The 25,025-nt window shown below is 64.1% G+C and carries 26 protein-coding genes; 16 read left to right on the forward strand and 10 right to left on the reverse strand.

Annotation, left to right across the window (positions count from 1 at the left end):
- Positions 1–14: 14 nt before the first annotated feature.
- From VFB05_RS21520 to VFB05_RS21545, 6 genes are all read right to left on the reverse strand, one after another.
- Positions 15–845 carry a DUF2076 domain-containing protein gene (locus VFB05_RS21520; protein ID WP_325015941.1) on the reverse strand — a complete coding sequence of 277 codons (831 nt, stop codon included), beginning with the start codon at positions 843–845 and terminating at the stop codon, positions 15–17.
- A 180-nt stretch (positions 846–1,025) separates the two neighbouring features.
- Positions 1,026–1,856 (reverse strand): ChbG/HpnK family deacetylase, encoded by an 831-nt coding sequence (locus VFB05_RS21525; protein ID WP_325015944.1) that lies wholly within the window; start codon positions 1,854–1,856, stop codon positions 1,026–1,028.
- Positions 1,853–2,899, reverse strand: coding sequence for a glycosyltransferase family 2 protein (locus VFB05_RS21530; protein WP_325015946.1), 1,047 nt, complete (start codon positions 2,897–2,899; stop codon positions 1,853–1,855). Before VFB05_RS21530 ends, VFB05_RS21525 begins: the two co-directional genes overlap by 4 nt.
- A 107-nt stretch (positions 2,900–3,006) precedes the next feature.
- Positions 3,007–3,984 (reverse strand): ATP phosphoribosyltransferase, encoded by a 978-nt coding sequence (gene hisG, locus VFB05_RS21535; RefSeq protein WP_325015948.1) that lies wholly within the window; start codon positions 3,982–3,984, stop codon positions 3,007–3,009.
- Positions 3,981–5,144, reverse strand: coding sequence for an ATP phosphoribosyltransferase regulatory subunit (locus VFB05_RS21540; protein WP_325015950.1), 1,164 nt, complete (start codon positions 5,142–5,144; stop codon positions 3,981–3,983). Before VFB05_RS21540 ends, hisG begins: the two co-directional genes overlap by 4 nt.
- Before the next feature lie 205 nt (positions 5,145–5,349).
- Positions 5,350–6,090: a 16S rRNA (uracil(1498)-N(3))-methyltransferase gene (locus tag VFB05_RS21545; protein ID WP_325015952.1), complete on the reverse strand. Its 741-nt coding sequence runs from the start codon at positions 6,088–6,090 to the stop codon at positions 5,350–5,352.
- 197 nt (positions 6,091–6,287) lie between these two features.
- Between VFB05_RS21545 and VFB05_RS21550 the strand changes: the two genes are divergently transcribed.
- Positions 6,288–6,989, forward strand: a complete 702-nt coding sequence (locus VFB05_RS21550) for a hypothetical protein (protein WP_325015954.1) — start codon at positions 6,288–6,290, stop codon at positions 6,987–6,989.
- A gap of 190 nt (positions 6,990–7,179) precedes the next feature.
- The gene (gene ubiA, locus VFB05_RS21555) at positions 7,180–8,145 is read left to right on the forward strand and encodes a 4-hydroxybenzoate octaprenyltransferase (protein ID WP_325015957.1); all 966 of its coding nucleotides are present in this window, start codon (positions 7,180–7,182) and stop codon (positions 8,143–8,145) included.
- 12 nt (positions 8,146–8,157) lie between these two features.
- On the opposite strand, the gene VFB05_RS21560 is transcribed toward ubiA, so the two are convergent.
- Entirely contained in the window at positions 8,158–8,679 is a 522-nt protein-coding gene (locus tag VFB05_RS21560; protein ID WP_325015959.1) for a DUF6101 family protein, read from the reverse strand.
- A 298-nt stretch (positions 8,680–8,977) separates the two neighbouring features.
- On the opposite strand from VFB05_RS21560, the gene VFB05_RS21565 reads away from it, so the two are divergent.
- From VFB05_RS21565 to lpxK, 6 genes are all read left to right on the forward strand, one after another.
- A complete protein-coding gene (locus tag VFB05_RS21565) occupies positions 8,978–10,378 on the forward strand; it encodes a TldD/PmbA family protein (protein ID WP_325015962.1) in 1,401 nt (466 codons plus the stop codon).
- On the forward strand, positions 10,365–11,186 hold the full coding sequence (locus VFB05_RS21570) for a 3'(2'),5'-bisphosphate nucleotidase CysQ (protein WP_325015965.1): 822 nt from the start codon (positions 10,365–10,367) through the stop codon (positions 11,184–11,186). The genes VFB05_RS21565 and VFB05_RS21570 overlap by 14 nt, the downstream gene beginning before the upstream one ends.
- A 62-nt stretch (positions 11,187–11,248) precedes the next feature.
- A complete protein-coding gene (locus VFB05_RS21575; RefSeq protein ID WP_325015967.1) occupies positions 11,249–11,497 on the forward strand; it encodes a DUF4170 domain-containing protein in 249 nt (82 codons plus the stop codon).
- Positions 11,494–12,246, forward strand: coding sequence for a lysophospholipid acyltransferase family protein (locus VFB05_RS21580; protein ID WP_325015969.1), 753 nt, complete (start codon positions 11,494–11,496; stop codon positions 12,244–12,246). The genes VFB05_RS21575 and VFB05_RS21580 overlap by 4 nt, the downstream gene beginning before the upstream one ends.
- A complete protein-coding gene (locus VFB05_RS21585; RefSeq protein WP_325015971.1) occupies positions 12,239–13,543 on the forward strand; it encodes a 3-deoxy-D-manno-octulosonic acid transferase in 1,305 nt (434 codons plus the stop codon). Before VFB05_RS21580 ends, VFB05_RS21585 begins: the two co-directional genes overlap by 8 nt.
- The gene (lpxK, locus tag VFB05_RS21590; RefSeq protein WP_325015974.1) at positions 13,536–14,561 is read left to right on the forward strand and encodes a tetraacyldisaccharide 4'-kinase; all 1,026 of its coding nucleotides are present in this window, start codon (positions 13,536–13,538) and stop codon (positions 14,559–14,561) included. Before VFB05_RS21585 ends, lpxK begins: the two co-directional genes overlap by 8 nt.
- Before the next feature lie 25 nt (positions 14,562–14,586).
- Here the strand turns inward: lpxK and VFB05_RS21595 are convergent, their stop codons facing one another.
- A complete protein-coding gene (locus tag VFB05_RS21595) occupies positions 14,587–14,808 on the reverse strand; it encodes a DUF2093 domain-containing protein (RefSeq protein ID WP_325015976.1) in 222 nt (73 codons plus the stop codon).
- Positions 14,809–15,012: 204 nt separating this feature from the next.
- On the opposite strand from VFB05_RS21595, the gene VFB05_RS21600 reads away from it, so the two are divergent.
- Positions 15,013–15,858 carry a dienelactone hydrolase family protein gene (locus VFB05_RS21600; protein ID WP_414643234.1) on the forward strand — a complete coding sequence of 282 codons (846 nt, stop codon included), beginning with the start codon at positions 15,013–15,015 and terminating at the stop codon, positions 15,856–15,858.
- A gap of 13 nt (positions 15,859–15,871) precedes the next feature.
- On the opposite strand, the gene xseA is transcribed toward VFB05_RS21600, so the two are convergent.
- Positions 15,872–17,482: an exodeoxyribonuclease VII large subunit gene (gene xseA / locus VFB05_RS21605; RefSeq protein WP_325015978.1), complete on the reverse strand. Its 1,611-nt coding sequence runs from the start codon at positions 17,480–17,482 to the stop codon at positions 15,872–15,874.
- A gap of 135 nt (positions 17,483–17,617) precedes the next feature.
- On the opposite strand from xseA, the gene VFB05_RS21610 reads away from it, so the two are divergent.
- Genes VFB05_RS21610 through VFB05_RS21630 form a run of 5 tightly spaced genes read left to right on the forward strand, consistent with a single transcriptional unit; the run spans position 17,618 to position 21,753 of the window.
- Positions 17,618–18,619: an alpha/beta hydrolase gene (locus tag VFB05_RS21610; protein WP_325015980.1), complete on the forward strand. Its 1,002-nt coding sequence runs from the start codon at positions 17,618–17,620 to the stop codon at positions 18,617–18,619.
- On the forward strand, positions 18,616–19,176 hold the full coding sequence (locus tag VFB05_RS21615; protein WP_325015983.1) for a hypothetical protein: 561 nt from the start codon (positions 18,616–18,618) through the stop codon (positions 19,174–19,176). The genes VFB05_RS21610 and VFB05_RS21615 overlap by 4 nt, the downstream gene beginning before the upstream one ends.
- 3 nt (positions 19,177–19,179) lie before the next feature.
- Positions 19,180–19,485: a transcriptional regulator gene (locus VFB05_RS21620; RefSeq protein WP_325015985.1), complete on the forward strand. Its 306-nt coding sequence runs from the start codon at positions 19,180–19,182 to the stop codon at positions 19,483–19,485.
- A 45-nt stretch (positions 19,486–19,530) separates the two neighbouring features.
- The gene (gene purD / locus VFB05_RS21625) at positions 19,531–20,814 is read left to right on the forward strand and encodes a phosphoribosylamine--glycine ligase (protein ID WP_325015987.1); all 1,284 of its coding nucleotides are present in this window, start codon (positions 19,531–19,533) and stop codon (positions 20,812–20,814) included.
- Between the two features lie 33 nt (positions 20,815–20,847).
- Entirely contained in the window at positions 20,848–21,753 is a 906-nt protein-coding gene (locus VFB05_RS21630) for an alpha/beta hydrolase (protein WP_325015988.1), read from the forward strand.
- 127 nt (positions 21,754–21,880) lie between these two features.
- Here the strand turns inward: VFB05_RS21630 and VFB05_RS21635 are convergent, their stop codons facing one another.
- A complete protein-coding gene (locus tag VFB05_RS21635) occupies positions 21,881–22,324 on the reverse strand; it encodes a nucleoside deaminase (RefSeq protein ID WP_325016064.1) in 444 nt (147 codons plus the stop codon).
- A gap of 134 nt (positions 22,325–22,458) precedes the next feature.
- On the opposite strand from VFB05_RS21635, the gene VFB05_RS21640 reads away from it, so the two are divergent.
- Together VFB05_RS21640 and rsmD are read left to right on the forward strand one after the other, a co-directional pair.
- Positions 22,459–24,459, forward strand: a complete 2,001-nt coding sequence (locus VFB05_RS21640; protein ID WP_325015990.1) for a pseudouridine synthase — start codon at positions 22,459–22,461, stop codon at positions 24,457–24,459.
- 3 nt (positions 24,460–24,462) lie between these two features.
- Positions 24,463–25,020 carry a 16S rRNA (guanine(966)-N(2))-methyltransferase RsmD gene (gene rsmD, locus VFB05_RS21645; protein WP_325015993.1) on the forward strand — a complete coding sequence of 186 codons (558 nt, stop codon included), beginning with the start codon at positions 24,463–24,465 and terminating at the stop codon, positions 25,018–25,020.
- Positions 25,021–25,025: the final 5 nt, after the last annotated feature.

A 25,025-nucleotide genomic window follows, 5' to 3' on the forward strand; every position in this document is an offset into this window, starting at 1 on the left:
ACATGTTGATGAAGTCAGGCGAAGTCGCTGTCGTCGTTGCCGCCGAAATCGTCGTTGGCGTCAGCTTCCATGTCGTCGCGCTCATCCTGTGCGCGCAAATCGTCCTCTTGATCCTGAGCGAGATCCTGGGCGCGATCCTGCGCGGCGAGATCTCGCGAGGAGATGTCGTTGACGCCGGCGTCACGCGCCAGACTGCTGCCGGACTGGTCGGTCCAGGGACTTTGGCTCGATGTACCGCCGAAGGCGGCCTGATGGCCGCCGCCCATCATCCCGCGGATGCTGTTGAGCAGAAGCGAGCCACCGATCACACCGGCGGCCGAGGCCGCCGCGGTTCCGAGAAATGAACTACCGCCTCCGCCACCCATGCCACCCATCATGCCCCCGCCGGGCGCTTGCGGGCCGCCATAAGGCTGGCCGTAGCCGCCCTGATCACGTTGGCCATATCCGCCCTGATCATAGTGGCCGGCCTGCTGCAGGACCTGACCGCTGTTCCAGACCGGACGGCTGCCGGCTTCCGGCGGCCGCACGTTCGGCACGGAACCCTGTGATTGCCCGCCTTGCGACTGGCCTTGCCCGAACAGGGCGCCGCGCATCGTGTCGAGGAAGCCGCCGCCCTGATTTTGCTGGGGCGCGCTCTGGTTCTCGAGTTCCTGGATGCGGTCGTTGGCGCGGCGGAGCGCTTCATCTTGCAACAGCACCGTTTGCACCAGTGGGTAGATTGCGTTCGGCGCGCTCCGCAGGCCCTGGGCAATCGCTGCCGTCGCGTCGGAGTCGCGTGGCGCGCCCTCCATCCTGGACAGCCGACCAAATAGATCATCAACCAACTGGCGTTCTTGCGGTGTCATCAGGGCTCTCCATCGCTTCTCAAAGCGTGAAAGGAGATGTAGGCGAGCTTCATGTCGCAGGTAGTGCGGATGGAAATTAAATTTAGGTAGGCCGCTTGCTCGCCCTCAAGCTATTGATTCGGGTCAGGAATCCGGGAGGCAGCCCAATTGCCGCAGCCGCGCCAACTTGCCGGCTGGAAGTCAGCCGAGCGTAACGTTGTTGGCAGCCAGCAGCGGCGCGAATCCTTCGCTGCGAAGGAATTCGTATTCGCGTTCACGCTGGACGGTGAACGGATCGAGGCTGATCAGCACCTCGTCCACGACGCCGGGATGACACATGACAACGCCGCCGTCGGGCATCCCTTGCAGGAATTGTTGCATCAGGGCGCCGAACTCCTGCTCTTTGGAAAAATCGTAGGCGCCGGCAAAAGCCGAATTGAAGGCAAGCTCAGTGCGCGCAGCGCGTGTTCGGAATTGCGCGCTGAGCACGTCGAGCACAAGCGCCTTCGGCGAGCCCAGGCGTTGGCTCCATGGCTGGCTGCGGCCACATTGCCTGATCCACGCCTTGGGTGCTGCTTCCTTCACCGCTGCCAGGAAAGCCGCGCGCACGCCGGGAAAGAGTTGAACATGCTGGTGGCCGTCGACGAAATCGGGTGAGCGGCCGAACAGGTCGGCGAAGGCCGACAGTTGCTCCAGGACTTCGGTCCGCATCAGCTCAAGATCAAGCCGTCCCGTCAGACCCCGACGGAAGAGCTTGGCGTGAGGCAAGAACAGACCGCCGTCGACCGGCCTGAAATGCAGGGTCAAAGGACGAAACCGCCCGGTCAGGGTCACGTGCAGACCGATCGCGCAGTGCGGATTGGCTTTCGCGGCCGCCTGCAAGGCATTGACGTCGTCGCGACCGATCGCCGGCCCCACCGTCATGACGGATGTCGCGTTGAGGCGGCCGTTCTCGATCAGGTCGCGGATGGCGCGGTTGACGCCGGGGCTGATGCCGTAATCGTCGGCACACAGCCAGATGCGCCGGCTCATTCTGCAGCGGTCCTTTTGCTGGCCTCACTGTCGATGTCCGCATCGGCGCGCTTTTCGGAATGCTCGGCGACGAAATAGATTGGACGCGCCTTCAGCTCCGAAAGGATCTTGCCGATATATTCGCCGACAATGCCGATCATGATCAGCTGCACGCCGCCGATCGTCATCAGGCCCACGATGAGCGAGGGATAGCCGGGCACGGATTTTCCATCGATCAGTGTTTCCCAGAGAATCGAAAGGCCGAACAGGAAAGCGACGGACGCGAGCAGGATGCCGAGCAGGCTCGCCACGCGCAGGGGCGCGACCGAGAACGAGGTCAATCCTTCGATCGAAAGCCCGACCAGCCGCCCGGCGCTGAATGTCGTCATGCCGTGCTCGCGCGCGGCCGGCTCGTAGTCGACGCGAATCTGACGAAAGCCGATCCAGCTCGCCAGCCCCTTGAAGAACCGGTTGCGCTCCGGGAGCTGCCGCAAGGCGGCGGCTGCGCGCGGTGACAACAGGCGGAAATCGCCGGCGTCTTCCGGAATCTTCTGCCGCGCGCCCCAGTTGATCAGGGCGTAGAAGCCGCGCACCGACAGCCGCCGCAGCAGCGATTCATTGTCGCGATGGGCTTTCGCCGTGTAGACCACATCGTATCCGTCATCGATCCAGTGACCGACGAGCTTTTCGACCAGATCCGGCGGATGCTGGCCGTCGCCGTCCATGAACATGACAGCGCCGCGCCGCGCGTGATCGAGGCCGGCCATCAGCGCCGCTTCCTTGCCGAAATTGCGCGACAGCGAGACGACCTGGACGTCGATGCAGTCAGCCTTCAGCTGGCGCGCGATGACGAGCGTGGCGTCGGAACTTCCGTCATCGACATAGACCACTTCGCAGCGCAGCCGATAGCGATCGCCAAGGCGCCTCGCAAGGTCGCAAAGCCGCTGGTGAAGCGATGCGAGGCCGGCCGCCTCGTTGTACAGCGGCACCACGATCGACAGGCCTTGCGCCGCAGCGGTGGCTGCGGTCGTTGACAAGCTCGATACGTCCGTACCCAGCATCATCGATCAGTTTCCAGTCTCACCACAGGTCCAACGTCGCCTGAAAGCACGTTCCGATACAACAGCATATGGCAGTCGCGATGGATTGTCGCCACGGATCGGCCTGCGGTCTATTGTCCGAGGAAGGTCTCGAGCCGGGCGAACAGGGGATTTTCGCGATCCAGCACATAGTCGAGCGAGGCCACCGAAACCGTGTCCGCGCCATGATTGCGCAGGAAGCTGCCGAGCGCGTAGAGCTCACCCGGCGGGCAGTGCAGCGTCACCATTCCGGAGGACGTCGGCCCGCCAAACGGCGAGACCACACCGAAGCGCGCCTCGGCCTCGGCCAAGAGCGCGGCGTTGCAGGCGGTGAAACGAGTGCGGACCTCGCGGTATTTTTTGGCGCGCGCGCGGGAGGCGATGTGATCGAGGATCACGCGCGCGGCCTCGCGCGCCCCGCTCGACCAGTCGGCTTCGCGCGAGGCGACGAGATTGGCCTGGCTCTTCAGGATCACGCCGTCGTCGAGCACCTTGAGGCCGTTTGCTGCAAGGGTCGCGCCGGTCGTGGTGATATCGACGATCATTTCGGCGGTGCCGACTGCGGGCGCGCCTTCGGTCGCGCCGGCGCTCTCGACGATGCGGTAGTCGACGATGCCGTGGGAGGCGAAGAACGCGCGGGTGAGGTTGATGTACTTGGTTGCGACCCGCATCCGCCGGTTATGCTGTTCGCGAAAGCCTGACGTAACGTCGTCGAGATCGGCCATGGTTCGCACGTCGATCCAGGCCTGCGGCACGGCCACCACGACATTGGCGCTGCCGAAGCCGAGGCTGTCGATCAGAAGCACGCGCTTGTCGGCGTCGACGATGCTCTCGCGCACGAGATCCTCGCCGGTGACGCCGAGGTGAACCGCGCCGCGCGCGAGCTGCGAGGCGATTTCGCTCGCCGACAGATAGGCAATCTCGACATTGTCGAGGCCCATGATGGTGCCGCGATATTCGCGGGCGCCGCGCGGCTTCGCCAGAGCGAGACCGGCGCTGGTGAAAAACGCTTCGGCGTTTTCCTGCAAGCGGCCCTTTGAAGGAACGGCGAGAACAAAGGGCGTGGTCACGACGGCCTCCCGGTGGCAGCAGGATTGCCGATGTTGGCGAGCGCTTCGACCCACACCGAAAATCCGACCGCGGGAATGGCAGCCGTCGAGCCAAGCCGTTGCAACAATCCGTCATATCGGCCGCCGGCGACCAGAGGTTCGACGCCGTTGTTTCTGGCGTGAAGCTCGAATTCGAAACCGGTGTAATAATCCAGCCCGCGTCCGAAGGAGGTCGAGAACCGCACCTTTGCAACGTCGATGCCGTGTCCGGTCATGGAGCCGATCCGGCTTTCGAGCGCGTCGATGACCGCGCCGATATCAAGCTTGGAGTCTTTTGCCAGGGCGCGCAACTGCGCGATCGCATCGCGCGGCTCCCCCGAGATGGCGAGAAACCGCTTGATGATCTTGAGCGCGTCGCGCGGCAGCGCGCCGGCCTTCAAGGTCGATTGTTCGAGAAAGCGGTCGGCAATCTCGGCCACCGTGCGGCCGCCGACATTGCTGGTGCCGGCGATCGACATCAAATCGGTGACAAGCGCGAGCGCCGCCTTGCGATCGGAACCGGCGAGTGCGGCCAGCACGCCCTCATATTCGTTGCGCGGCGTTGCGCTTGCGAGCGTCAGCTGCTCGATATCCTGCTCGAGGTTGATCTTGCGGTTGAAATCCTTGATCAGCCGGCGTCGCCACACCGGATAAAGTCCGAGTGCATCGATCAGCGACGTAAAGAGCGCGACGTCGCCGGTGCGGATCTCGACATCGCTGACGCCGAAGGCCTGCGTTGCCTGCAGAGCCAGCGCGAGCATCTCGGCATCCGCGGCTGGGCGATCGAGCCGGCCGAAGGATTCGATGCCGGCCTGAAGGAATTCGCTCGCGCGACCTTCGCGATAGCGGAAGACGGGACCGAGATAACTGTAGCCGGCCGGCTTTCCCGCGTTGGCGGAGGCGAGATATTCGCGCGCCACCGGAATCGTCAAATCCGGGCGAAGGCAAAGTTCCTCGCCGGTCGCATCCGTCGTCAGGTACAGGCTCTTTCGGATGTCTTCGCCGGAGAGGTCCAGAAAGGGCTCGGAGGGCTGCAAGACGCCAGGTTCGGCCAGGCCATAGCCGGCTTCCGCAAATGATCGCAGCAGCGCGTCCGCCCATTGGGCGGATCCGGTCGCACGAGGAGCGGCGGTTGCGATCATGGTCGTGTCCAGATTTCCCGAAGCCGGTCAGGTATCTAAGTCGTTGAGATAGCGTAATTTTGTTGAGAAACGGTTGCCTGCCACGCTCCGGCCGGCGCGCCGTTGGCGCTGCCTTTAGCATGGCCTGCCAGCGGTTTCGACCGGGATCGGCCAAATGTCTTAACGACCAAGGTGGCTTGACGAGGCCGCTTACCGGCCGGCCGCCTTAGGTCCAATCGCCGAGCGCGGCCTGCACCAACGCCAGCGCCGCGACGCCTGCGGTATCCGCCCGCAGGATTCGCGGTCCGAGCGAGAGCCGCAACGTATTGGGCTGACGCAGCAGAGCGGCGCGCTCCTCCTCGGCAAACCCGCCTTCCGGCCCGATCAGCACATCGACGCCGTGGCCGGCCTTTTCGCGCGACAGCGCACTCCATGGATTGGCGATGTCGGCAGCCTCGTCGCAAAAGACGAGAAGCCGCTCGGCCGTCCGGCGATCAAGGAAGCGATCGAAAGCGATGGGTTCCGCGACGTCGGCGATGCCGAGAATGCCGCATTGCTCGGCGGCCTCGATGACATTGGCCCGCATCCGTTCGCTGTTGACCCTCGAGACCTGCGTGAAACGCGTCAGGACAGGCTGAAGTGAGGAGACGCCCATCTCCACGGCTTTTTGCACCATGTAGTCGAGCCGCGCGTGCTTGAGCGGCGCGAACACGTAAGCGAGATCGCCCGGGCGATCTTGCGGCCGGGTCCGGCTTTGCACCTCAAGACCGTCGGGCCGCTTGCGTCCGGTGATCGAGGCCTGCCATTCGCCGTCGCGCCCGTTGAAAACGAGAATGCCGTCGCCCGCCGAAAGCCTCAGCACATTACCGAGATAGTTGCTCTGGTCCCGCGCCAGCATGACGGTCGCGCCGCCTTCGAGCGGCGCGTCCACGAACAGGCGGGGTTTGCGGAAATCATGCGAGGGCATTAGTTACGTCCAATCTTCGGGCGTTTTAGCCCCAAAAGGATTAGAAATTGCGTGATTATTACGGGTTAACGGCGACGTTGCGCCGCGCTCTTGCCCAATTCAACGGGTTGTTAACCACTGGCAGCAATCGTAAAATGCCGATAACGGAGTCGCGCTCCTGTCGGGAAGACGTTTGCGGGCCTGAAGGAATAGCATTGATGATCCGCCAGTTGATTGCGCCGCTCGCCATCGTGGCCGCCGTAACATTTCATGCCGGGCAGGTTTCGGCGCAAGGCGCGTTTCCCGCGCCATTGCCGGGCCAAGCGGGGTCGGCGACCGATCCGGCTTTTCCCCCTGTGAACGGCGCGCCGGCGACCGCCGTCAACAGAGCACCAGCATCGTCCGCCTTCGGCAATGCGCCGGTGCCTTCCTCCTCCTTCGGCGCAGCGCCGGCATCTTTCCCGGGGGCTGGCGCGTCGCCCTTCGCGGCGCCCCCGACGCAAGCGGGGCCGCCTGACAATTGCATGAAGGAGTTCCTGCCGCTGCGCGCGGAAGCCGAAAAGCGCGGCCACATGCTGAAAGAAGCCAGCGACAAGCGTCAGGGCCCGGAAGTCGCCTGCAAGCTGATCAACAACTTCATCCAGGCCGAAATCAAGATGATGAAATACGTCGAGACCAATGCGTCTCGTTGCGGCATCCCGCCGCAGATTGCCGAGCAGTTGAAGAAGGGCCACAAGAGCTCCGAGGCAATGCAGGAGAAAATCTGTAATGCCGCGGCCAACATGAAAAACCAGGCCCCAGCCGGTCCAAGCTTGAGCGACATGCTGGGTTCGGCGACGGCAGTTCCAGAGGTGACCGCCAAGAAGAGCGGCGGTACGACATTCGACACGCTGAGCGGCAACGCGCTGACGCGGAATTGATACGCGTTGTCGAACGCGACGCGTTCAAAAAGACGACATTCAAAAACGAGAGTCTCGGGTCGTTATGACCGAAGCGATGGTGTCCCGGTTCTGATTCGCATCATGTCTCGGCGAGGCCCGTTTGCAAATGTCAGAACCCAAGGGACACCAGCAACATAAATTCGAGTGCGGTTTGGATTTGACATTCGCTATGAGGACCCGCAGCGATACTGAAGCGAATGTCAAATCCACCGCACTAGCCCGCGTTGCGGATGCGACCGGAAACTGGGTCGATACGCTTGCGCCGCTCTGGTCGCGGCCCTACCTGCGGCTTGCCCGGTTCGATCGGCCGATCGGATCCTGGCTGTTGCTGCTGCCGTGCTGGTGGTCGGTCGCGATCGCCTCAAGCTTGGCCCACGACGTCAGCCGATTGCCGGTCACCGTTGCATTGTTCTTTGTAGGCGCCTTTGCCATGCGCGGGGCGGGGTGCACCTGGAACGACATCACCGACCGCGATCTCGACGCCAGGGTCGAACGCACGCGCTCACGCCCGATTCCGGCCGGGCAGGTGACCGTGCGCCAGGCACTCGTGTTTCTGGTCGCGCAGGCCCTGATTGGGCTGGCGGTCTTGCTTCAGTTCAACCGCTTTGCAGTCATGACCGGTATCGCTTCGCTCGCGATCGTTGCGATCTATCCCTTCATGAAGCGCATCACCTGGTGGCCGCAGGTCGTCCTCGGGCTTGCCTTCTCGTGGGGCGCGCTGATGGGATTTGCGGTGATCGAGGGCCGGCTCGGGTTGCCCGCGATCATTCTCTACGCCGGATCGATCGCCTGGGTGATCGGCTATGACACAATCTACGCCCATCAAGACACCGAAGACGACGCGCTGATCGGCGTCAAATCGACCGCGCGGCTGTTCGGCGCGAAGACGCATCAGGCGCTGGTCGTTTTCTACAGCCTTGCGGTGATCCTGATTGGTTTGGCGATCTGGCTTTCAGGCACGGGTCCGGTCGGATGGGTCGGCCTTGCGGCGTTCGCCGTCCATCTTGGCTGGCAGATCGCGCGGCTCGACATCGGCGACCCCGCGCTGTGTTTGCGCGTGTTCAAGTCCAACCGCGATGCGGGACTGTTGCTGTTTGCGGGCCTGGTCGTGGACGCCCTGATCAGGACGGCCTAGAAGAGCGGGCTCTCAGTTTCTCGCGATGATCTCGCGCTCGTCGCGATGGACGCGGGTTGCATCGAGCGGTCCGCCGCCACGCCGCCGCACCAGGAATTTCGGACGCCGCGCGCGGATCGCGTTGCGCCGCCGCCGCCGGGGCGCCGGCTCAAACGGCGATTCCTCCAGTTGCGGCAGGGCGAAGATATCGCTCCAGATTTGCCAGGCCGACGCGATCTCGTCGCGATCGGAGCTGACGCACAGCGGAATGTTCAGTGATGGATCGCGATGAGCCAGCACCAGCATCTGGGCATCGTCGATGCCGCGCAGTGCGATGCCGCGGAAATCGCTGACACGAAGGTTGATGGCCATCCGCATGCCATGGACGGCGCGCCGAAGCACGACACGTTCACGGTGCAGTTCGACGCGGCGCACGCCGTTGTCGGCGCGGGCATCCTGCGCATCGAAGCTCACGGGAAGAGAGAGAGGGTCGAGCCGCAAAACGCGGCTCGACCCCGCGGGATTGACCCCGCTTGTTGCTGTTTGACGCCTCACGGCTTTGGTCTCCCCGCCGGAATTATGTTCCCGGTCGTTGCGTGAGAGCATGCCAGATGACGTGGCGAATTGGCTTAAAAAGGCTGGTTAAATTGCCGTCACCGGCCCCTCTTCGCTTCGCATGATTGACAACACCTTGGCCCGCATGATTGACGAGACCTTGCCATGTTGCCGAAATTCCCATGTTTTGGCAGCGTGAAAACGCTTGAAATCCAGGTGAATCAGGCACATTTCATGCAGTCTGTGATTTGCTTTCGACCGCCGCTCGTCCTTCCGTAAATCTGCGGGAATTTTGTTCGTGATCTCTTCACCATCGAGCGCATCCGCGCTTTCGGCTGACGCCGCCACCGCCAAGTTGTTCGACCAATCAGCGCTGACGACGCTGGCAGAGCGCCTCGTCGAGGCCGCAAAGCGCGCCGGCGCCGATGCGGCCGACGCTGTTGCGGTGCGCGGCATTTCGCAAGGGGTTGAGGTTCGCGACGGGCGCGTCGAGGAGTCCGAGCGCTCGGAAGGCGACGACGTCGGCCTGCGTGTGATCGTGGGCAAACGCCAGGCGGTGGTTTCGACCAACGATATCGGCGGCGACGGTGTGGCCAGGCTCGCCGAGCGCGCGGTCGCGATGGCGCGCGTGGCGCCCGACGACGACTTCATCGGCCTTGCCGATCCCTCACTGCTTGCGCGCGACCTCTCCGATCTCGACCTGCTCGACCCGCAGGTGCCGAGCACGGCCGAACTCGAACGCCGCGCCTGCGAGGCGGAGGCGGCGGCGCTTGCGGTCAAGGGCGTCACTAAGTCGGGCGGTGCGTCGGCCTCGACCGGCATCGGCGGCATGGTGCTGGTGACCAGCACCGGTTTCCACGGCGCTTACTTGCGCTCGAGCCAGGGCATCTCGGTGACGGCGATCTCCGGTGACGGGACGTCCATGGAGCGCGACTACGATTTTTCGTCGGCGCCGCATGCAGAAGATCTCGCCACGCCGGAAAGCGTCGGCCGCAACGCGGGCGAGCGCACGGTCGCGCGCGCCAATCCGCGCAAGGTCGAAACCTGCAAGGTGCCGGTCGTATACGATCCGCGCGTGTCCGGCTCGCTGGTCGGCCATCTCGTCGGCGCGATCAACGGCGCCTCGATCGCGCGCAAGACCAGCTTTTTGAAGGACCGCCTCGGCCAGCAACTCTTTTCCGGCAACATCCGTATCATCGACGATCCGCTGCGCCGGCGCGGCTTGCGCTCGCAGCCGTTCGATGCGGAGGGCGTCCGCGTCAAGCAGCTTGCGATCATCGACGAGGGCGTGCTGACCTCGTGGCTTCTGGATTGCGCGACCGCGCGCGAGCTCAAGCTCACGACCACCGGCCACGCCCATCGCGGCGTCTCGTCCTCACCCTCGCCGGGATCGTATAACCTGCATCTCGAGGCCGGTGAGGTGACGCCGGAAGACCTCATCTCCGACATTCGCCAGGGCTTTTATGTCACCGACCTGATCGGCTCGGGCGTCAATGGCGTGACCGGCGACTACAGCCGCGGCGCCTCCGGCTTCTGGATCGAGAACGGCAAGATCACCTATCCGGTGAGCGAAGTGACGATCGCGGGTCACTTGCTCGATATGTTCAAATCGCTGACGCCGGCGAACGATCTGGTGTTTCGTTATGGCGTCAACGCGCCGACGCTGCGAATCGAGGGACTGACCCTTGGCGGACGGTGACGCCGGAAACGATCTGTATCCGGAAAATCTGGCGCGTGACGCCGCCCTTCTGACCGACACGGTGCGACAGGCAGGCGCTCTGGCCTTGTCACTGTTCCGGACCGACCTGAAGAACTGGATCAAGGGCGCCTCGTCGCCGGTGTCGGAGGCCGATATCGCGGTCAACGAGCTGATCGCGAGCCGCTTGCGGTCGGCAACGCCGGATTATGGCTGGTTGTCGGAGGAAAGCGCCGACGATGAGGCGCGCGTCGGCAAGGCTGCGGCCTGGATTGTCGATCCGATCGACGGCACCCGCGCTTATCTCGCCGGCCGCGAAGACTGGTGCGTCAGCGTCGCGCTGGTCGAAGACGCAAGGCCGGTGCTTGGCGCGGTGTTTGCGCCGGCAACCGATGAGTTCTTTTTCGCGCAAGCCGGGCGAGGATCGTGGCTCAATGGCGCCGCTGTCCATGCGACGTCCGGTACGGGGCTCGATTTTTCTAGGATCGCCGGCCCAAAGCCACTGGTTCAGCGTCTTAATCGCTCCGGCGGCGAAATTTCGCTGTATCCACGGATCGGATCGCTGGCGCTCCGCCTGTGCCGGGTCGCCGACGGCAAGCTCGATGCCGCTTTTGCGGGCGGTCAAAGCCACGACTGGGATCTTGCGGCGGCGAATTTGATCGTGCAGGAAGCGAATGGTAGCATGACTGCGCTGTCGGGGGACGCCATCCAGTATAATCGCCGCGAGGTGACACACGGGATTCTGGTGGCTGCGGGGCACGATCGTCATGCAAGCATTGTCGAGCGGTTTCGAAATCACCCCTTGCCGTGAGGGATACCCAGACACGTCTGGAAACATTCTCGTGCCGGGCGCAGCTTTAGGATCAGGAAGTCATGTCGGATAGTCCCCCACAGCAGTTGCTGCATCTCGTCCTTGGCGGCGAATTGCACAACCTCGAGCACAACACGTTCAAGGATCTTTCGCAGGTGGAGATCGTCGGCCTGTTCCCCAATTACGCGAGTGCGTACGTGGCCTGGAAGGCGCGAGCGCAGCAGACCGTGGACAACGCCCAGATGAGATATTTCATCGTTCATCTTCATCGCCTGCTTGATCCCGAACAAGACGCGAAGACCGGCCATTGAAAAAGCTGGTTCGCGATCTCCTGCGCAGCAACTGGTTTCAGCAAGCTGTGGGTTCGCTTGCGGCCGCATTCCTGCGGCTGGTCTGGCGTACCAATCGCTTCAGCTTCGATCCGCCGAACGTCTACGAGATCGTCGAGCCGCAGATGCCGGCGATCTTTGCGTTCTGGCACGGCCAGCATTTCATGAGCGCCTTCGTCAAGACCAAGGACAGTCATCGGGCCAAGGTCCTGATCTCGCGGCACCGCGACGGCGAATACAACGCCATCGCCGTCGAGCGTCTCGGGATCGGCACCATCAGGGGTTCCGGCGATCACGGTTCGGCGTTTCATCGCAAGGGCGGCGTCGGCGCGTTCAAGGAGATGGTACGCGCGCTCGAACAAGGGTATAATGTTGCCCTGACTGCCGATGTGCCGAAGCGCGCGCGAATAGCCGGGCTTGGCATTATCATGCTGGCGCGCGAATCCGGACGGCCGATCATGCCGTTTGCAATGGTCACGAGCCGCTATTGGCGTTTGAACAACTGGGACCGGACTACGATCAATCTGCCGTTCGGGCGAGGGGCGTTGGTGGGAGGCGAGATCATCATGGTTCCACCCGACGCCGACGCGCAGATGATGGAAGAGGCGCGCGCGCGGCTGGAGGCGACCCTCAACGACGCTCTGGTGCGCGCCTATGCGCAAGTGGGTCGTCCCGAAGGGACGCCCCAAGGAACACCTCAAGCAAGACCTCAAGGAACGCCGCATGGCTAACGCCTTGCCGATGACGCTGCGGGTCTATCAGCGGCTGTCTTCGGTGGCAGTGCCGCTCGCGCCCGCGCTCATCAAGCGGCGATTGAAGCAGGGCAAGGAGGACCCCGCGCGCGTTGGCGAGAGGCGGGGCATGAGCGCAGACGCAAGGCCGCACGGACCGCTGGTGTGGATTCATGGCGCGAGCGTCGGCGAGGTGCTGGCGGCAGCCGCACTGATCGAGCAGTTGCGGGCGCTCAATATCCGGATCCTCCTGACGTCCGGCACCGTCACGTCGGCGGCGATCGTCGCCAAGCGTTTTCCTCCCGACGTCATCCATCAATACGTTCCGTACGACTCGCCGCGTTATGTCGCCCGTTTTCTCGATCACTGGCGGCCTTCTCTCGCGCTGTTCATCGAATCCGATCTGTGGCCGAATCTCATTCTGTCGAGCGCGGCACGACGCCTGCCGATGGTGCTGATCAACGGGCGGATGTCGCACCGTTCGTTTCCGCGCTGGCGGCGCGTCAGCAGCACCATCTCGGCGCTGCTCGGCCGGTTCGATGTTTGTCTTGCACAATCCCGCGTCGATGCGGAGCGCTTTTCGGCGCTTGGCAGCCGCAACGTCGTGGTCACCGGCAATCTGAAGCTCGACGTTCCGGCGCCTCCGGCCGACTTCAGCAAGCTCGAGAGGCTGATGTCGGTGACGCGCGGCCGTCCCATTATCGTCGCCGCATCGACGCATCAGGGTGAAGAAGAAATCCTGATCGAGGCGCATCGGACCCTGGCAGGCTTTTTTCCGTCGCTGCTGACCGTGATCATCCCGCGGCATCCGCCCCGCGGCGAGGCGATCGCGCAGATGATCGAGGCGTCCGGCCTGCATGCGAGCCTGCGTTCGCACGAGGACTTGCCGACTGCGGCCACCGATATCTATGTCGCGGACACCATGGGGGAACTCGGACTGTTCTATCGGCTATCGCCGGTCGTGTTCATCGGCGGATCGCTGGTCAAGCATGGCGGGCAAAATCCGATCGAGGCGATCAAGCTCGGTGCGTCGCTCGTTCACGGGCCACATGTGTTCAATTTCGCCGACGTCTACGAAGCGCTCGATGCCGCGGGCGGCGCGAGGCTCATTGCGACGCGCGAGGCGCTGGTGAAGCAACTCGGCCAATTGCTCGCCGATCCCAAAGCGCGCGATTTCGTTGTCGGCGCGGCCGAACGGGTGGTTTCGCAACTCGGCGGCGCACTCGACCGTACACTTGCGGCGCTCGAGCCCTATCTACTGCAGCTGCGCCTTGAAATGGGAGCGGCGGATGCATGAGCCGGCCTTTTGGTACCGGCCACCATCCCTGATGTCGCTGCTGTTGTCGCCGCTCGGCGCCGCCTATGGCGCCGTCGCCGGCCATCGCTTGCAGCGCAAGGGTTTTGACGCCGGCATTCCCGTCATTTGTGTCGGCAACTATCACACCGGTGGCGCGGGCAAGACGCCGACCGTGCTGGCTCTCGTGGGTCTGCTTGGCGATCTCGGCGAGACGCCGGTCGTTCTCAGCCGCGGCTATGGGGGCCGGCTGCGCGGACCTGTCATGGTCGATCCGGCACGTCACATTGCAGGTGATGTCGGCGATGAACCGCTGATGCTGGCGCGGACCGTTCCGGTCGCGGTCGCGCGCGAGCGCCTCGACGGACTGGCGCTCGCAAAATCGCAAGGCGCAACCGTTGTCGTGATGGACGACGGCTTTCAGAATCCGGTTGTCGCCAAGGATGTCTCGTTCATCGTGATCGATGCCAACCGCGGGCTCGGCAACACAAAAATCTTTCCCGCAGGCCCCCTGCGTGCGCCGTTGCCGCCGCAAATCGATCGCACCGACGCGTTGATCGTGATCGGTGAGGGCACCGCCGCAGAGGCCGTCTCCGCCATGGTGAGAGCACAGGACAAGCCGGTGCTGAGTGCGCAATTGAAGGCCGATGACGGAGCGGTGTCGTGGTTGCGGGACCAGCGCGTTTTGGCATTCGCCGGGATCGGCGATCCCGCCCGCTTTTTCCGGACGCTACGTGCCTGCGGCATCGACGTTGTGCGCGAGCACGCGTTTGCGGATCACCATCCATTCACGCAAGGCGAGATCGAACCGCTGCTGGCGGAAGCGGGACGCGACAGATTGACGGTGGTGACGACGGAAAAAGATCTGGTGCGGCTCGGCGTCGGCGCAAAAATGCCGGCATGGGCGCAAGGCATCGTTCCGTTTCCGGTGAGGCTTGAACTCGAAGACGCGCGAACCTTCTGCGCCTTCGTATCCGACCGCCTGTCTCGCGCACGGAACAGGAAATTCCGGAAAGACTGATCCTTCGAACTTCGGAAAGTGAGGACTAGGATTTCAGGGCGTTCGGAAAATGCCGCTGCAGCACGGCGGTCGGCTGCGCGTAAGCCTCCTGCAAATCGACGCTCCAGTATTTCAATTCGTCGAGCGGGATTCGCACGTCGCTCACCGCGCAGCGCACATAGGTTCCCGGCGAGATGACGCGGAAGTCACCATCCAGATATTGCAGCTGCGCTTCGCCATGACCAGGCGGGCCGGATTTATTGAGCACCGATAAGTTCTCCGAACGTTTCCGTCTGTTTCGCCGTTCAAACGGCATGAACCTGTTAACACAAATAGGGTGGGGTGTCCGCCTGTTAAACCCACTGATTTGTGATGAATCTGGCGCATCGTGCATGTTAGCCTTTTGGGGTGTCGCTGAAACGGGAAGCGCAAGTTAGAAGGGACCACTAACCCGTCCCGGTCCGGCCAAGCCATGCGTCTTTCATCGATCGTCATTGCCTTCGCATTTCTTGCCATGAGCGGTCTTGCCGCGCCCCTGACCGCGCGCGCGGCGCCGCTGCCGCAAGCGATCGAGATTCCCTCCGGATCCGCGGTGCTCCACGCGCAGCTTTTCAAGCCGGAAGGCGGCGGCCCGTTTCCGGTGGTGATCGCGCTGCATGGCTGCGGCGGGTTGAGTAGTCGCTCGGAGCCGGTGCTGCCGCGTTATCGCGACTGGGCCGAGCAATTGCTCAAGGACGGCAAGGCCGTCTTGTTTCCGGACAGCTATGGTTCCCGTGAACTCGGCCCGCAATGCCATCTCAGGGAGCGCAAAATCACCGCCCGCCGCGAGCGCGTGTCGGACATCCTGGCGTCGCGGCAATGGTTGATGCAGCAAAGCTGGGTCGCGCGCGACCGCATCAGCCTGCTCGGCTGGGCCAACGGCGCCAGTGCGCTGCTATGGGCGGTTCGTCCGCAATTGCTGCTGCATCGGGCGGAGCCGGATTTCCGCTCGGCCGTCGCCTTCTATCCCGACTGCCGTTTGTCGTCGCGACTCGGCTGGAGCGCGCGTATCCCGACTCTGGTTCTGATCGGCGCCAACGATGACGTCTCTTCACCGCCGGCCTGCCGTCAGATGGTCGAAGGCGCCCATGGCCGCAGCGCGCTGACACGGATTGTGGTCTATCCCAGCGCATATCACGATTTCGATCGCCCCAATCTGCCGCTTCATGCGACCGATCAGAACACCGACGTCGCCGATCCGGACAAGGGCCATGTCGGCACCGACGCGGATGCGCGCGCCGACTCGCAAAAGCGCGTCGCGGAATGGCTGGCGCGGTGATTCCTCTGGAACCTTAAAAGAGGCTGCCCTGATCGACCGGCTTTGCCGCGCGCTTGGGAGCTGCGGGCTTTACGTCGCGCGCCGCCGGCTGCTGTGACGGTGTCGGCGCCGTCCGGTCTCCGTCCGCCGTCACGCCGACGCGTCCATCGGCGAACTCGATGCTCATGCGCGCACCTGAGGCGACATCGGCGGCGGCATGCATGGGATGGCCGGCTTCGTCGCGTACCAGGGCGTAGCCGCGCGCCAGCACGCCGCGATAGGACAGCGCGTTCAATAGCTGTCCGCTGTGGGCCACGCGCGCGGCAAGCCGTTGCGTCGAGGTTGCAAGCGCGCGGCGGGCGCGTTCCGTCAGGCGAAGCACGCGCTCGCGATCGCGTGCGATGGCCTGACGCTGCGCCTGCGCGTTCGACAATTTCGAAGCCTTCAGGCGGACCGCAAGTCCCGCGAAGCGGTCATTGCGGTTTCGCAGCAGGCTTTTGGCCGAATGCGTGATCCGTTCGCTTGATGCGGTGAGCCGTTGCCGCGCCTGCGCGAGCTGCGCGCGGAGCACGCGCATCGTCAGTCGTCCACTGACGCTGGCAAAATGCCGGAAGTGCGCGTGTGTATTGGCCTTCAGGGCGCGGGGCAGGGTGGAGGTTGCGCCGTCGAGCCGTTGCCGCGGAATCGCGAGCAGTTCGCTCAAACTCGGCAGCGCGCGCGCTGCCGCGCGCAGTTCGTTGCGGCGCATTTCCTGGCCGCGCCGCCAGCACATCATCGTCCGCCGCGCGAGCGAGGCCACCTCCGCCATCAATTCGCTTCGCACGGGAACGGCCATCTCGGCCGCCGCGGTCGGCGTTGGCGCGCGCTTGTCGGCGGCAAAATCGATCAGCGTGATATCGGTCTCATGGCCGACCGCCGAGATCAGCGGGATCATGCTGGCGGCCGCGGCGCGAACCACGATCTCTTCGTTGAACGACCATAGATCTTCCAGCGAGCCGCCGCCGCGGGCCACGATCAGAAGATCAGGCCGCGGAATCCTGCCGCCTTCGGGCAGCGCGTTGAAACCGCGGATGGCGGCCGCGACCTGTTCGGCCGAGCCGTCGCCCTGCACGCGCACCGGCCACACCAGCACGCGGCGCGGAAAGCGGTCTTCCAGCCGATGCAGGATGTCGCGGATGACGGCGCCGGTCGGCGAGGTTACCACGCCGATCACCTCCGGCAGCCACGGCAACAGCTGCTTGCGCGCCTCGTCGAACAGGCCCTCGGCGGCAAGCTTCTTCTTGCGCTCTTCCATCAGCGCCATCAGCGCGCCAATGCCGGCAGGCTCGAGTGCCTCGATCACGATCTGGTATTTCGACGAGCCGGGATAGGTGGTGAGCCTGCCGGTGGCGATGACCTCGAGCCCTTCCTGCGGCTTGAAGCGCATCCGGTAGTGCGTGCCCTTCCAGATCACCGCCTCGATCTTGGCGCCGTCGTCCTTCAGCGCGAAATAACAGTGGCCGGAGGCGTGGGCCCCGCGAAAGCCGGTGATCTCGCCGCGGACGCGGACATGGCCGTAGGCATCTTCCACCGTCCGCCGCAGCGCGGACGACAATTCGGTCACCGTGAATTCGGGTGCGTTGATCAGGGCTTCAGTCGCAGCCATCTCGAACAATCGATTCGGGGGATTGGGGTTTACCCGAAGGTAAGGAGTTTCGCTGCGGACCGCCAACTCCGGACTTGCATTATAGATTACTCTGTATTATAGAGTTCTCTAGATTCAAGCCAAAGGAGCTGGTTCATGTCGAAATGGATTGTCAGGTTTCCCTTTAAAGTCCTGAGCTGGGCCCTGGGCCTCGTGGGGTTTGCCGCGCTGACGCTGACGGCGATGATCGCAACGCCACTGGGGCGCCTGCCTGAGCTGACCTCGATCTCCCAGACCGTGCGCGCAGTCGACCGCAGCACCATGCCGCCGCTGTCGCGATTCTCGGCCCGTGACGGCACTGAACTCGCCTTCCGGCATTATCCGTCCCGCGGGCCGTCGACCGGCAAGATCGCCATTCTCGTCCACGGCTCCGCCGGCTCGAGCGCCGCCGTGCATGCGCTGGCGGACGCGCTTGCCGCGCGCGGGGTGGAAACCTACGCGCCCGATCTACGTGGTCATGGCGGTTCCGGCAGCCGCGGCGACGTTGGCTTCATTGGGCAGCTTGAGGACGACATGGAAGATCTTGTCGCGCTCGTGCGCCAGACCTCGCCAACTGCGCCTCTGACACTGCTCGGCCACTCCGCAGGCGGCGGCTTTGCGCTGCGGGTAGCCGGTTCGCCGATCCAGGATCTGTTTGCGCGCACAATTCTGCTCGCGCCCTATCTCGGCTATGACGCGCCTTCGACCCGCGCCGACTCCGGCGGCTGGGCGCGCGCCGACATTCCACGCTTCCTCGGCCTTGCGGTGCTCGACAGGCTCGGCATCGACTGCTGCGGATCCCTGGAGACGCTGACCTTCGCGGTCCCGGCAAACTCGGAGCGCAACGTCAATCGGACCTATTCCTACCGCCTGATGCGCAATTTCGCGACCCGCGATTATCGTCGCGATCTTGCCGCCACGCGCCATCCGGTCGCGCTGATTGCGGGTGCGGCCGATGAATTGATGTTTGCCGACAAATATGCGGATGCCGTGCACGCAGTTGCCCCCTCGGTCGAGGTCAAGCTGATTGACGGCGTCGACCACATGGGCATTGTCTGTAGTCCGCAAGGCGTCACGGCTGTCGCCGATTACGTCGCGAATGTACGGACAGGATCATGACCGATTTCGGTCCCAGGGAAGCCGAGCAGGCGCTGAGCGATATCAAGGATATCGTTGAGCGCCTGCGCCAGTCTCACATCTACGACATCTCAAGCCAGATCCTGATCGCGGCGGGCGTCCTGGTGCTGGCCGGCAATGTCGCGAATTTCCTGGTTCCCCGCTACGCCGCCGTCATCTGGATCAGCGTCAATGTGCTGAACGTGGCGGTCGCGGCCGCGCTCTCGACCATGGGCGGCAGCAGGACCGGCGTGCAGGCCTTCGACTTCCGGGTGCTTGCCGGGTTCTTGATGTTCTACGCCTTCGGCCTGTTGTGCTGCGACGTGCTCGGCCATTTCGGTCCGCGCGAACTCGGCGCGTTCTGGTCGATCTATTTCATGCTGTTTTATTGTTTGGCCGGGCTCTGGTTCGGCCGCGCCTTCATCGCGATGGGGCTTTCCATCATCGTGCTGACGCTGGTCGGCTACTTCTTCGTCGAGGGAGCTGCATTCCTGTTGTGGATGGCCGCCGTCAATGGCGGCGGGCTGATCCTCGCCGGTCTCTGGATGCGCAGGATCTGATCCGTGGCCGAGCTCGACGACATCATTCATCAGCCGCTTCGCTTGCGGATCATGGCGGCGCTCAATGCATTGCCTTCAGGCGCAGGGCTTGAATTCTCCCGTCTGAAAAAACTGACAGGTGCGACCGACGGCAATCTCGGCGCCCATATCGAAACGCTCGCCAAGGCCGGCTACGTCGGCGTCGAAAAGGCCTTTGTCGGCAAGCGGCCGCAAACGACCGTCACGGCGACCGCCGCCGGCCGCGGCGCCTTCGCCCGTCATGTCGCCTCGCTGCAGCAGATCATCGCGGCATCCGGGGGAAACGGTTGAGAGTCCTCTTGCGGGGATGCGGAGTTTTGTGCGACCGACGTTGAAATGAAAATCCTTTTGCTCGGTTCCGGCGGCCGCGAACATGCTCTGGCGTGGAAGATCGCGGCCTCGCCCCTGCTGACAAAACTCTGGTGCGCGCCCGGCAATGCCGGCATCGCCCGCGAAGCCGAATGTATTGCGCTCGACGTTGCCGACCACGCGGCAGTGATCGCCTTTTGCCGGCGCCAGCAGATCGATCTGGTCGTGGTCGGGCCGGAAACGCCGCTCGCGGCCGGCATCGTCGACGATCTCTCGCGAGCCGGCGTCAAGGCGTTCGGGCCGAGCAAGGCGGCGGCGCGGCTCGAGGGCTCCAAAGGGTTCACCAAGGACCTCTGCACCGAGTTCGATATTCCGACCGGCGCCTACCGCCGCTTCGACAATGCCGCCGATGCGCTTCGCTATGTGCGCCAGCAAGGTGCGCCGATCGTGGTGAAAGCGGACGGGCTTGCCGCGGGCAAGGGCGTTGTGGTGGCGATGACGCAGCGCGAAGCAGAAGCGGCAATCGCCATGATGTTCGACGGCGCGTTCGGCGCGGCCGGCGCCGAGGTCGTGATCGAGGAATATCTCGAAGGGCGCGAGATCAGCTTTTTCGCGCTGTGCGACGGCGAGACCGCTATTCCATTGGCATCCGCGCAGGACCACAAGCGGGTGTTCGATCACGATCACGGACCGAACACCGGCGGCATGGGCGCCTATTCGCCGACGCCCTTCGTCACGCCTGCCATTCACGACCAGATCATGGCCAGGATCATCCTGCCGACAGTCGCCGGCATGAAGAAGCGCGGCACGCCGTTTCGTGGCGTGCTCTATGCCGGCGTGATGCTCACCGCCGCCGGGCCGAAACTGTTTGAATACAATGTGCGCTTCGGCGATCCCGAATGCCAGGTGCTGATGTTGCGGATGATGTCGGACCTTGTGCCGGCGATGCTCGCCGCCTGCGACGGCGAGCTCAGGCATTTCGACCTGCGCTGGTACGCTGAACCGGCCTTGACGGTGGTGATGGCCGCGAAGGGTTATCCCGGCGACTATGTCAAGGGAGGTCGCATCGAGGGGCTGGACGAAGCCGCGCAAATCGAGGGCGTCGAAATCTTCCAGGCAGGCACGATCGCCAAGGACGGCGTCCTTCTCGCCAATGGTGGCCGCGTGCTCAATGTCTGCGCTTCCGGCAAGACGGTCGTCGAGGCACGCGAGCGCGCTTACGCCGCAATCGACCGCATCAAATGGCCGGAAGGATTCTGCCGCCGCGATATCGGCTGGCAGGCGGTCGAGCAGGAACAGGCGCAGAAATAATCTGCGGATAGACCAAGCGTGGAGTGATCGACGATGTCCGATCTGGCTGATCTCTTTCCCGGCTATCGCGCGGAGTGGATCAACACCAAATCCGGCCGCATCTTCGCCCGCGTCGGCGGCAAGGGTCCACCGCTGCTATTGCTGCACGGCTTTTCGGAAACCCATGTGATGTGGCACCGCGTCGCGCCGCAATTGGCCGACCGCTTCACGCTTATCATCGCCGATCTGCCGGGTTATGGCTGGTCGGACATGCCGGAGAGCGACAAGGACCACACGCCCTATACCAAGCGCGCGATGGCGCAAACTATCGTCGAGGCGATGGAGCAACTCGGCCATGTTCACTTTGCGCTCGCCGGTCACGACCGTGGCGGCCGCGTTGCCTATCGTCTTGCGCTCGATCATCCCGGGCGGCTGTCGCGGCTCGCGGTGCTCGATATTCTGCCGACCTATGATTACTGGGAGCGCATCAATCGCCCCTATGCGCTGAAGATCTACCACTGGACGTTCCTGGCGCAGGCCTATCCGCTGCCGGAAACGCTGATTGGCGGCAATCCGGATTTCTTCCTGCGCTTCAAGATGGCGAGCCAGACCAAGTCGAAGAACCTCGACGCGATCGATCCTCGCGCGCTCGAACATTATCTCGCGGCGTTCCGCGATCCGTCGCGCGTGCACGCGATGTGCGAGGATTATCGCGCCGGCGCCTATGCCGACTATGAAATCGACAAGGCCGATCGCGAAGCGGGCAGGAAGATCACGATCCCGATGCTGGCGCTGTGGGGCGATGTCGGCGTTGCGCGCGCGGCTGCGACGCCGCTCGACACCTGGAAGAACTGGGCGACCAACGTTTCGGGCTCGCCGGTCGATTCCGGGCATTTCCTCACGGAGGAAAATCCTGACGTAACGGCGAGATTGTTGCGGGAGTTTTTCCTGGCGGGGTGAGTTCAGTTTCGTCATTGCGAGGAGCCCGCGACAAAATTGCAGAGCAATTTTGCGCTGGAGCGGCGAAGCAATCCAGCTTATTTTTCTGGATTGCATCGCTAATGCTCGCAATGACGGCGGAGAAGAATCACCTCCGCGCCCTGAAAAAATCCCGCAGTAATGTCGCCGCTTCCTGCTCGCCGACCGCCGAATAGACTTCAGGCGCGTGGTGGCAGGTTGCTTGCGCAAAGAAACGCACGCCGGACTCCACCGCGCCGCCTTTGGGGTCGGCCGCGCCGAAATAGAGTCGTCGGATTCTTGCAAACGAAATCGCTCCCGCACACATGGTGCAGGGTTCGAGGGTGACGTAGAGATCGCAATCGGTCAGCCGCTCGCTGCCGGTGATCTCCGCGGCCTTGCGGATCGCCAGGATCTCGGCGTGCGCCGTCGGATCGCGGTCGGTGAGGGTCCGGTTGCCGGCCGTCGCGATCACCTCGTCGCCGCGGACGATCACGCAGCCGATAGGGACTTCACCCGATTTTCCAGCCGTTTCGGCCGCTTTCAGCGCCAAATCCATGAAAGAGGGCGTCATCTTGCCTCGTATCCTCAAAATAAACCTGCTAAGAGGTGCGCCTTCAGCACATGCCGATACCGGTTTTGCGTGAGAGTGCGCCTCGATCCTGCGCACCATTCGATTGTTCTTTAGCCTCCGAAACGAGCCCCTTCATGCCCCGCGACAACGACAAAAACAACGATTCCCGCGGGCGGCGCGACCGCAAGCCCCCCGGCAAGGGCCGATCCGGCGTTCCTCGGGGGCCCGAGAAGAAGTTTGCCAAGCGCGGCTTCGGCGGCAAGACGGAAGGCGAACGGCGGCCCTATGCCGGCAACCGTGACGATCGCCCGCCGCGCCGCGACGACCGGCCATCTCGCCGCCATGAGGACGGTGACAGGCCGCGTCGCAGCTTTTCAGAACGTCCGCGCTTCGATCGCGAAGGCCGCGGCGAAGATAGCGGCAGCCGGCCGTTCAGGCCGCGCGGCGAGCGGAAAGACTTTGACCGCAACGACCGGCCGCCCCGCCGTGAGCGTTCCGAACGCAGCTTCGACGATCGCAAATTTTCGCGCGGCGACGACGACCGCAAGCCGCGCCGTGACTTTTCGGGCCGGCCGCGTTTCGACCGCGAGGATCGCGGTACAGGCGATCGCGGCAAGCGCCCCGTCAAGCCGCGCGGTGAACGGAAAGATTTTGACCGCAATGATCGCCCGCCGCGTCGCGATCGCTCCGAACGCGCCTTTGAGGATCGCAAATTCAGCCGTGGCGATTCTGACCGCAAGCCGCGCCGCGATTTTGCAGACCGTGGTGATAGACGCCCTCGCGATTTCGAAGGACCTGACCGCGGCGAGATGAAGCCCTGGCAGAAGCGGGAGGGCAGACCGCGCGACGATCGCGAGCCATCCGATCGGCCGAAATTCAACCGGCCGCGCTGGGAGAAGCGCGAGGGCGACGATCGCCGCGACAGGCCTCGCCGCGAGCGTCCCGAGGGGCGCATGGATTGGCAGGAGCATCCGCGCAGCGAGGGCCGCTCCTTCCGCAGAGACGACGACCGCCCGCGCCGCGACAACGAGGACGACAGCAAGGTCTTTGCCAAGCGCCCCGCCTTTGGCGGCCGCGGCGCCTATCGCGAACGCAGGCCTGATTTCGACAAGCGCGCCCCGCGCGAGGAACCAAAGCCGAAGAAATCCGGTGAGCGCATCGCCAAAGTGCTGGCGCGCGCCGGTCTTGCGTCGCGCCGCGATGCCGAGGAGATGGTGACGCAGGGCCGCGTTGCCGTGAACGGCCGCATCATCAATTCACCGGCGCTCGATATCACAACCAACGACGTCGTCACCGTCGACGGCGCACCGTTGCCGCCGCGCGAACGTACGCGGCTGTTTCTCTATCACAAGCCGCGCGGCCTGATGACGACCCATGCCGATCCGGAAGGGAGGCCGACGGTATTCGATAATCTGCCGGAAGGCCTGCCACGGCTGATCAGCGTCGGCCGGCTCGACTTCAACACCGAAGGCCTGTTGCTGCTCACCAATGACGGCGGGCTGGCGCGCGCGCTCGAATTGCCTGACACCGGCTGGCTGCGGCGCTACCGCGTCCGCGCCCACGGCGAAGTGACGCAAGCCCAGCTCGACGCGCTGAGGGAAGGCATCGAGGTCGACGGCGTCAAATATGGACCGATCGAGGCGACGCTGGAGCGCGACCAGGGCGCCAATGTCTGGCTGGTGTTTGCGATCCGCGAAGGCAAGAACCGCGAGGTGCGCAACGTGATGGCGCATCTCGGCCTTGAGGTGAACCGCCTGATCCGCACCTCCTACGGTCCTTTCCAGTTGCAGGAACTGGCCGAAGGTGCGGTCGAGGAGGTGAAAACACGGGTGCTGCGCGAGCAACTCGGCGAGAAGGTCGCGGCGCTGGCGGGCGCGGACTTCGGCCTGCCGAGCGAGCGCGCAAGCGCATCGCCGAAAGAAGAGAGCGACACGCCGCGCGGCAAGAAGCCGTTCAAGCCGGCCGGCAAGAGCGCCTTGATCGCCGACAGCAAGGGCCGCCGCGTGCTGGTGCGCCGTACCGGCAGTGAGGAGGCGCGGGCGCGCAACGAGGAGGAGGCCAACGGCTATGGTCCGCCGCGCCGCCCCAAGCGCGGCTATCACGGCAAGCGCGATCTCAAGCCGCGGGATGAATAGGTCGTGCGCGTCGTCGGCGGCAGGCTGAAGGGCCGCAATCTCGCTTCGCCTGCCTCGCGCGATGTCAGGCCGACCGCGGACCGCCTGCGCGAGTCGCTCTTCAATATCCTGATCCATGCCTACGACGATCCGATCTCGGACGCGCGCGTGCTCGACCTGTTTGCTGGCACTGGCGCGCTCGGCATCGAGGCGGTGTCGCGGGGCGCAAAATTTGCGCTGTTCGTCGACAACGGTGCCGAGGCGCGCGCCTTGATGCGCAACAATGTCGAGGCGCTCGGCCTCGGTGGCGTGACCAAAGTCTATCGCCGCGACGCGACCAACCTTGGACCTGCGCATCCGGTCGAGCCGTTCTCGCTGGTGTTCCTCGATCCGCCCTATGGCAAGGGACTTGCCGATCAGGCGCTCGCTTCCCTGCGTGACGGCGGCTGGCTGACGCCGGGGGCTTTGCTGGTGGTCGAGGAAGCGAAGGCCGCTGCCTTCAAAGGACCGGAAGGCTTTTCAGAACTTGAACGGCGCGCTTACGACGACACGGAGTTCGTGTTTCTCAAGGCCTCACCCTGAGGAGC

The organism is Bradyrhizobium sp. (assembly GCF_035652035.1).
In the GTDB taxonomy this organism is placed as follows: Bacteria; Pseudomonadota; Alphaproteobacteria; order Rhizobiales; family Xanthobacteraceae; genus Bradyrhizobium.

Coding starts and splice junctions, on each gene's coding strand:
- VFB05_RS21525 (WP_325015944.1), bottom strand. CDS start 1,856: ATGAGCCGGCGCATCTGGCTGTGTGCCGACGATTACGGCATCAGCCCC.
- VFB05_RS21545 (WP_325015952.1), bottom strand. CDS start 6,090: ATGCCCTCGCATGATTTCCGCAAACCCCGCCTGTTCGTGGACGCGCCG.
- VFB05_RS21600 (WP_414643234.1), top strand. CDS start 15,013: ATGCGTCTTTCATCGATCGTCATTGCCTTCGCATTTCTTGCCATGAGC.
- purD (WP_325015987.1), top strand. CDS start 19,531: ATGAAAATCCTTTTGCTCGGTTCCGGCGGCCGCGAACATGCTCTGGCG.
- VFB05_RS21530 (WP_325015946.1), bottom strand. CDS start 2,899: ATGATGCTGGGTACGGACGTATCGAGCTTGTCAACGACCGCAGCCACC.
- VFB05_RS21630 (WP_325015988.1), top strand. CDS start 20,848: ATGTCCGATCTGGCTGATCTCTTTCCCGGCTATCGCGCGGAGTGGATC.
- VFB05_RS21585 (WP_325015971.1), top strand. CDS start 12,239: ATGGCTAACGCCTTGCCGATGACGCTGCGGGTCTATCAGCGGCTGTCT.
- lpxK (WP_325015974.1), top strand. CDS start 13,536: ATGCATGAGCCGGCCTTTTGGTACCGGCCACCATCCCTGATGTCGCTG.
- VFB05_RS21540 (WP_325015950.1), bottom strand. CDS start 5,144: ATGATCGCAACCGCCGCTCCTCGTGCGACCGGATCCGCCCAATGGGCG.
- VFB05_RS21615 (WP_325015983.1), top strand. CDS start 18,616: ATGACCGATTTCGGTCCCAGGGAAGCCGAGCAGGCGCTGAGCGATATC.
- VFB05_RS21550 (WP_325015954.1), top strand. CDS start 6,288: ATGATCCGCCAGTTGATTGCGCCGCTCGCCATCGTGGCCGCCGTAACA.
- ubiA (WP_325015957.1), top strand. CDS start 7,180: ATGAGGACCCGCAGCGATACTGAAGCGAATGTCAAATCCACCGCACTA.
- VFB05_RS21520 (WP_325015941.1), bottom strand. CDS start 845: ATGACACCGCAAGAACGCCAGTTGGTTGATGATCTATTTGGTCGGCTG.
- VFB05_RS21640 (WP_325015990.1), top strand. CDS start 22,459: ATGCCCCGCGACAACGACAAAAACAACGATTCCCGCGGGCGGCGCGAC.
- VFB05_RS21610 (WP_325015980.1), top strand. CDS start 17,618: ATGTCGAAATGGATTGTCAGGTTTCCCTTTAAAGTCCTGAGCTGGGCC.
- VFB05_RS21635 (WP_325016064.1), bottom strand. CDS start 22,324: ATGACGCCCTCTTTCATGGATTTGGCGCTGAAAGCGGCCGAAACGGCT.
- xseA (WP_325015978.1), bottom strand. CDS start 17,482: ATGGCTGCGACTGAAGCCCTGATCAACGCACCCGAATTCACGGTGACC.
- VFB05_RS21575 (WP_325015967.1), top strand. CDS start 11,249: ATGTCGGATAGTCCCCCACAGCAGTTGCTGCATCTCGTCCTTGGCGGC.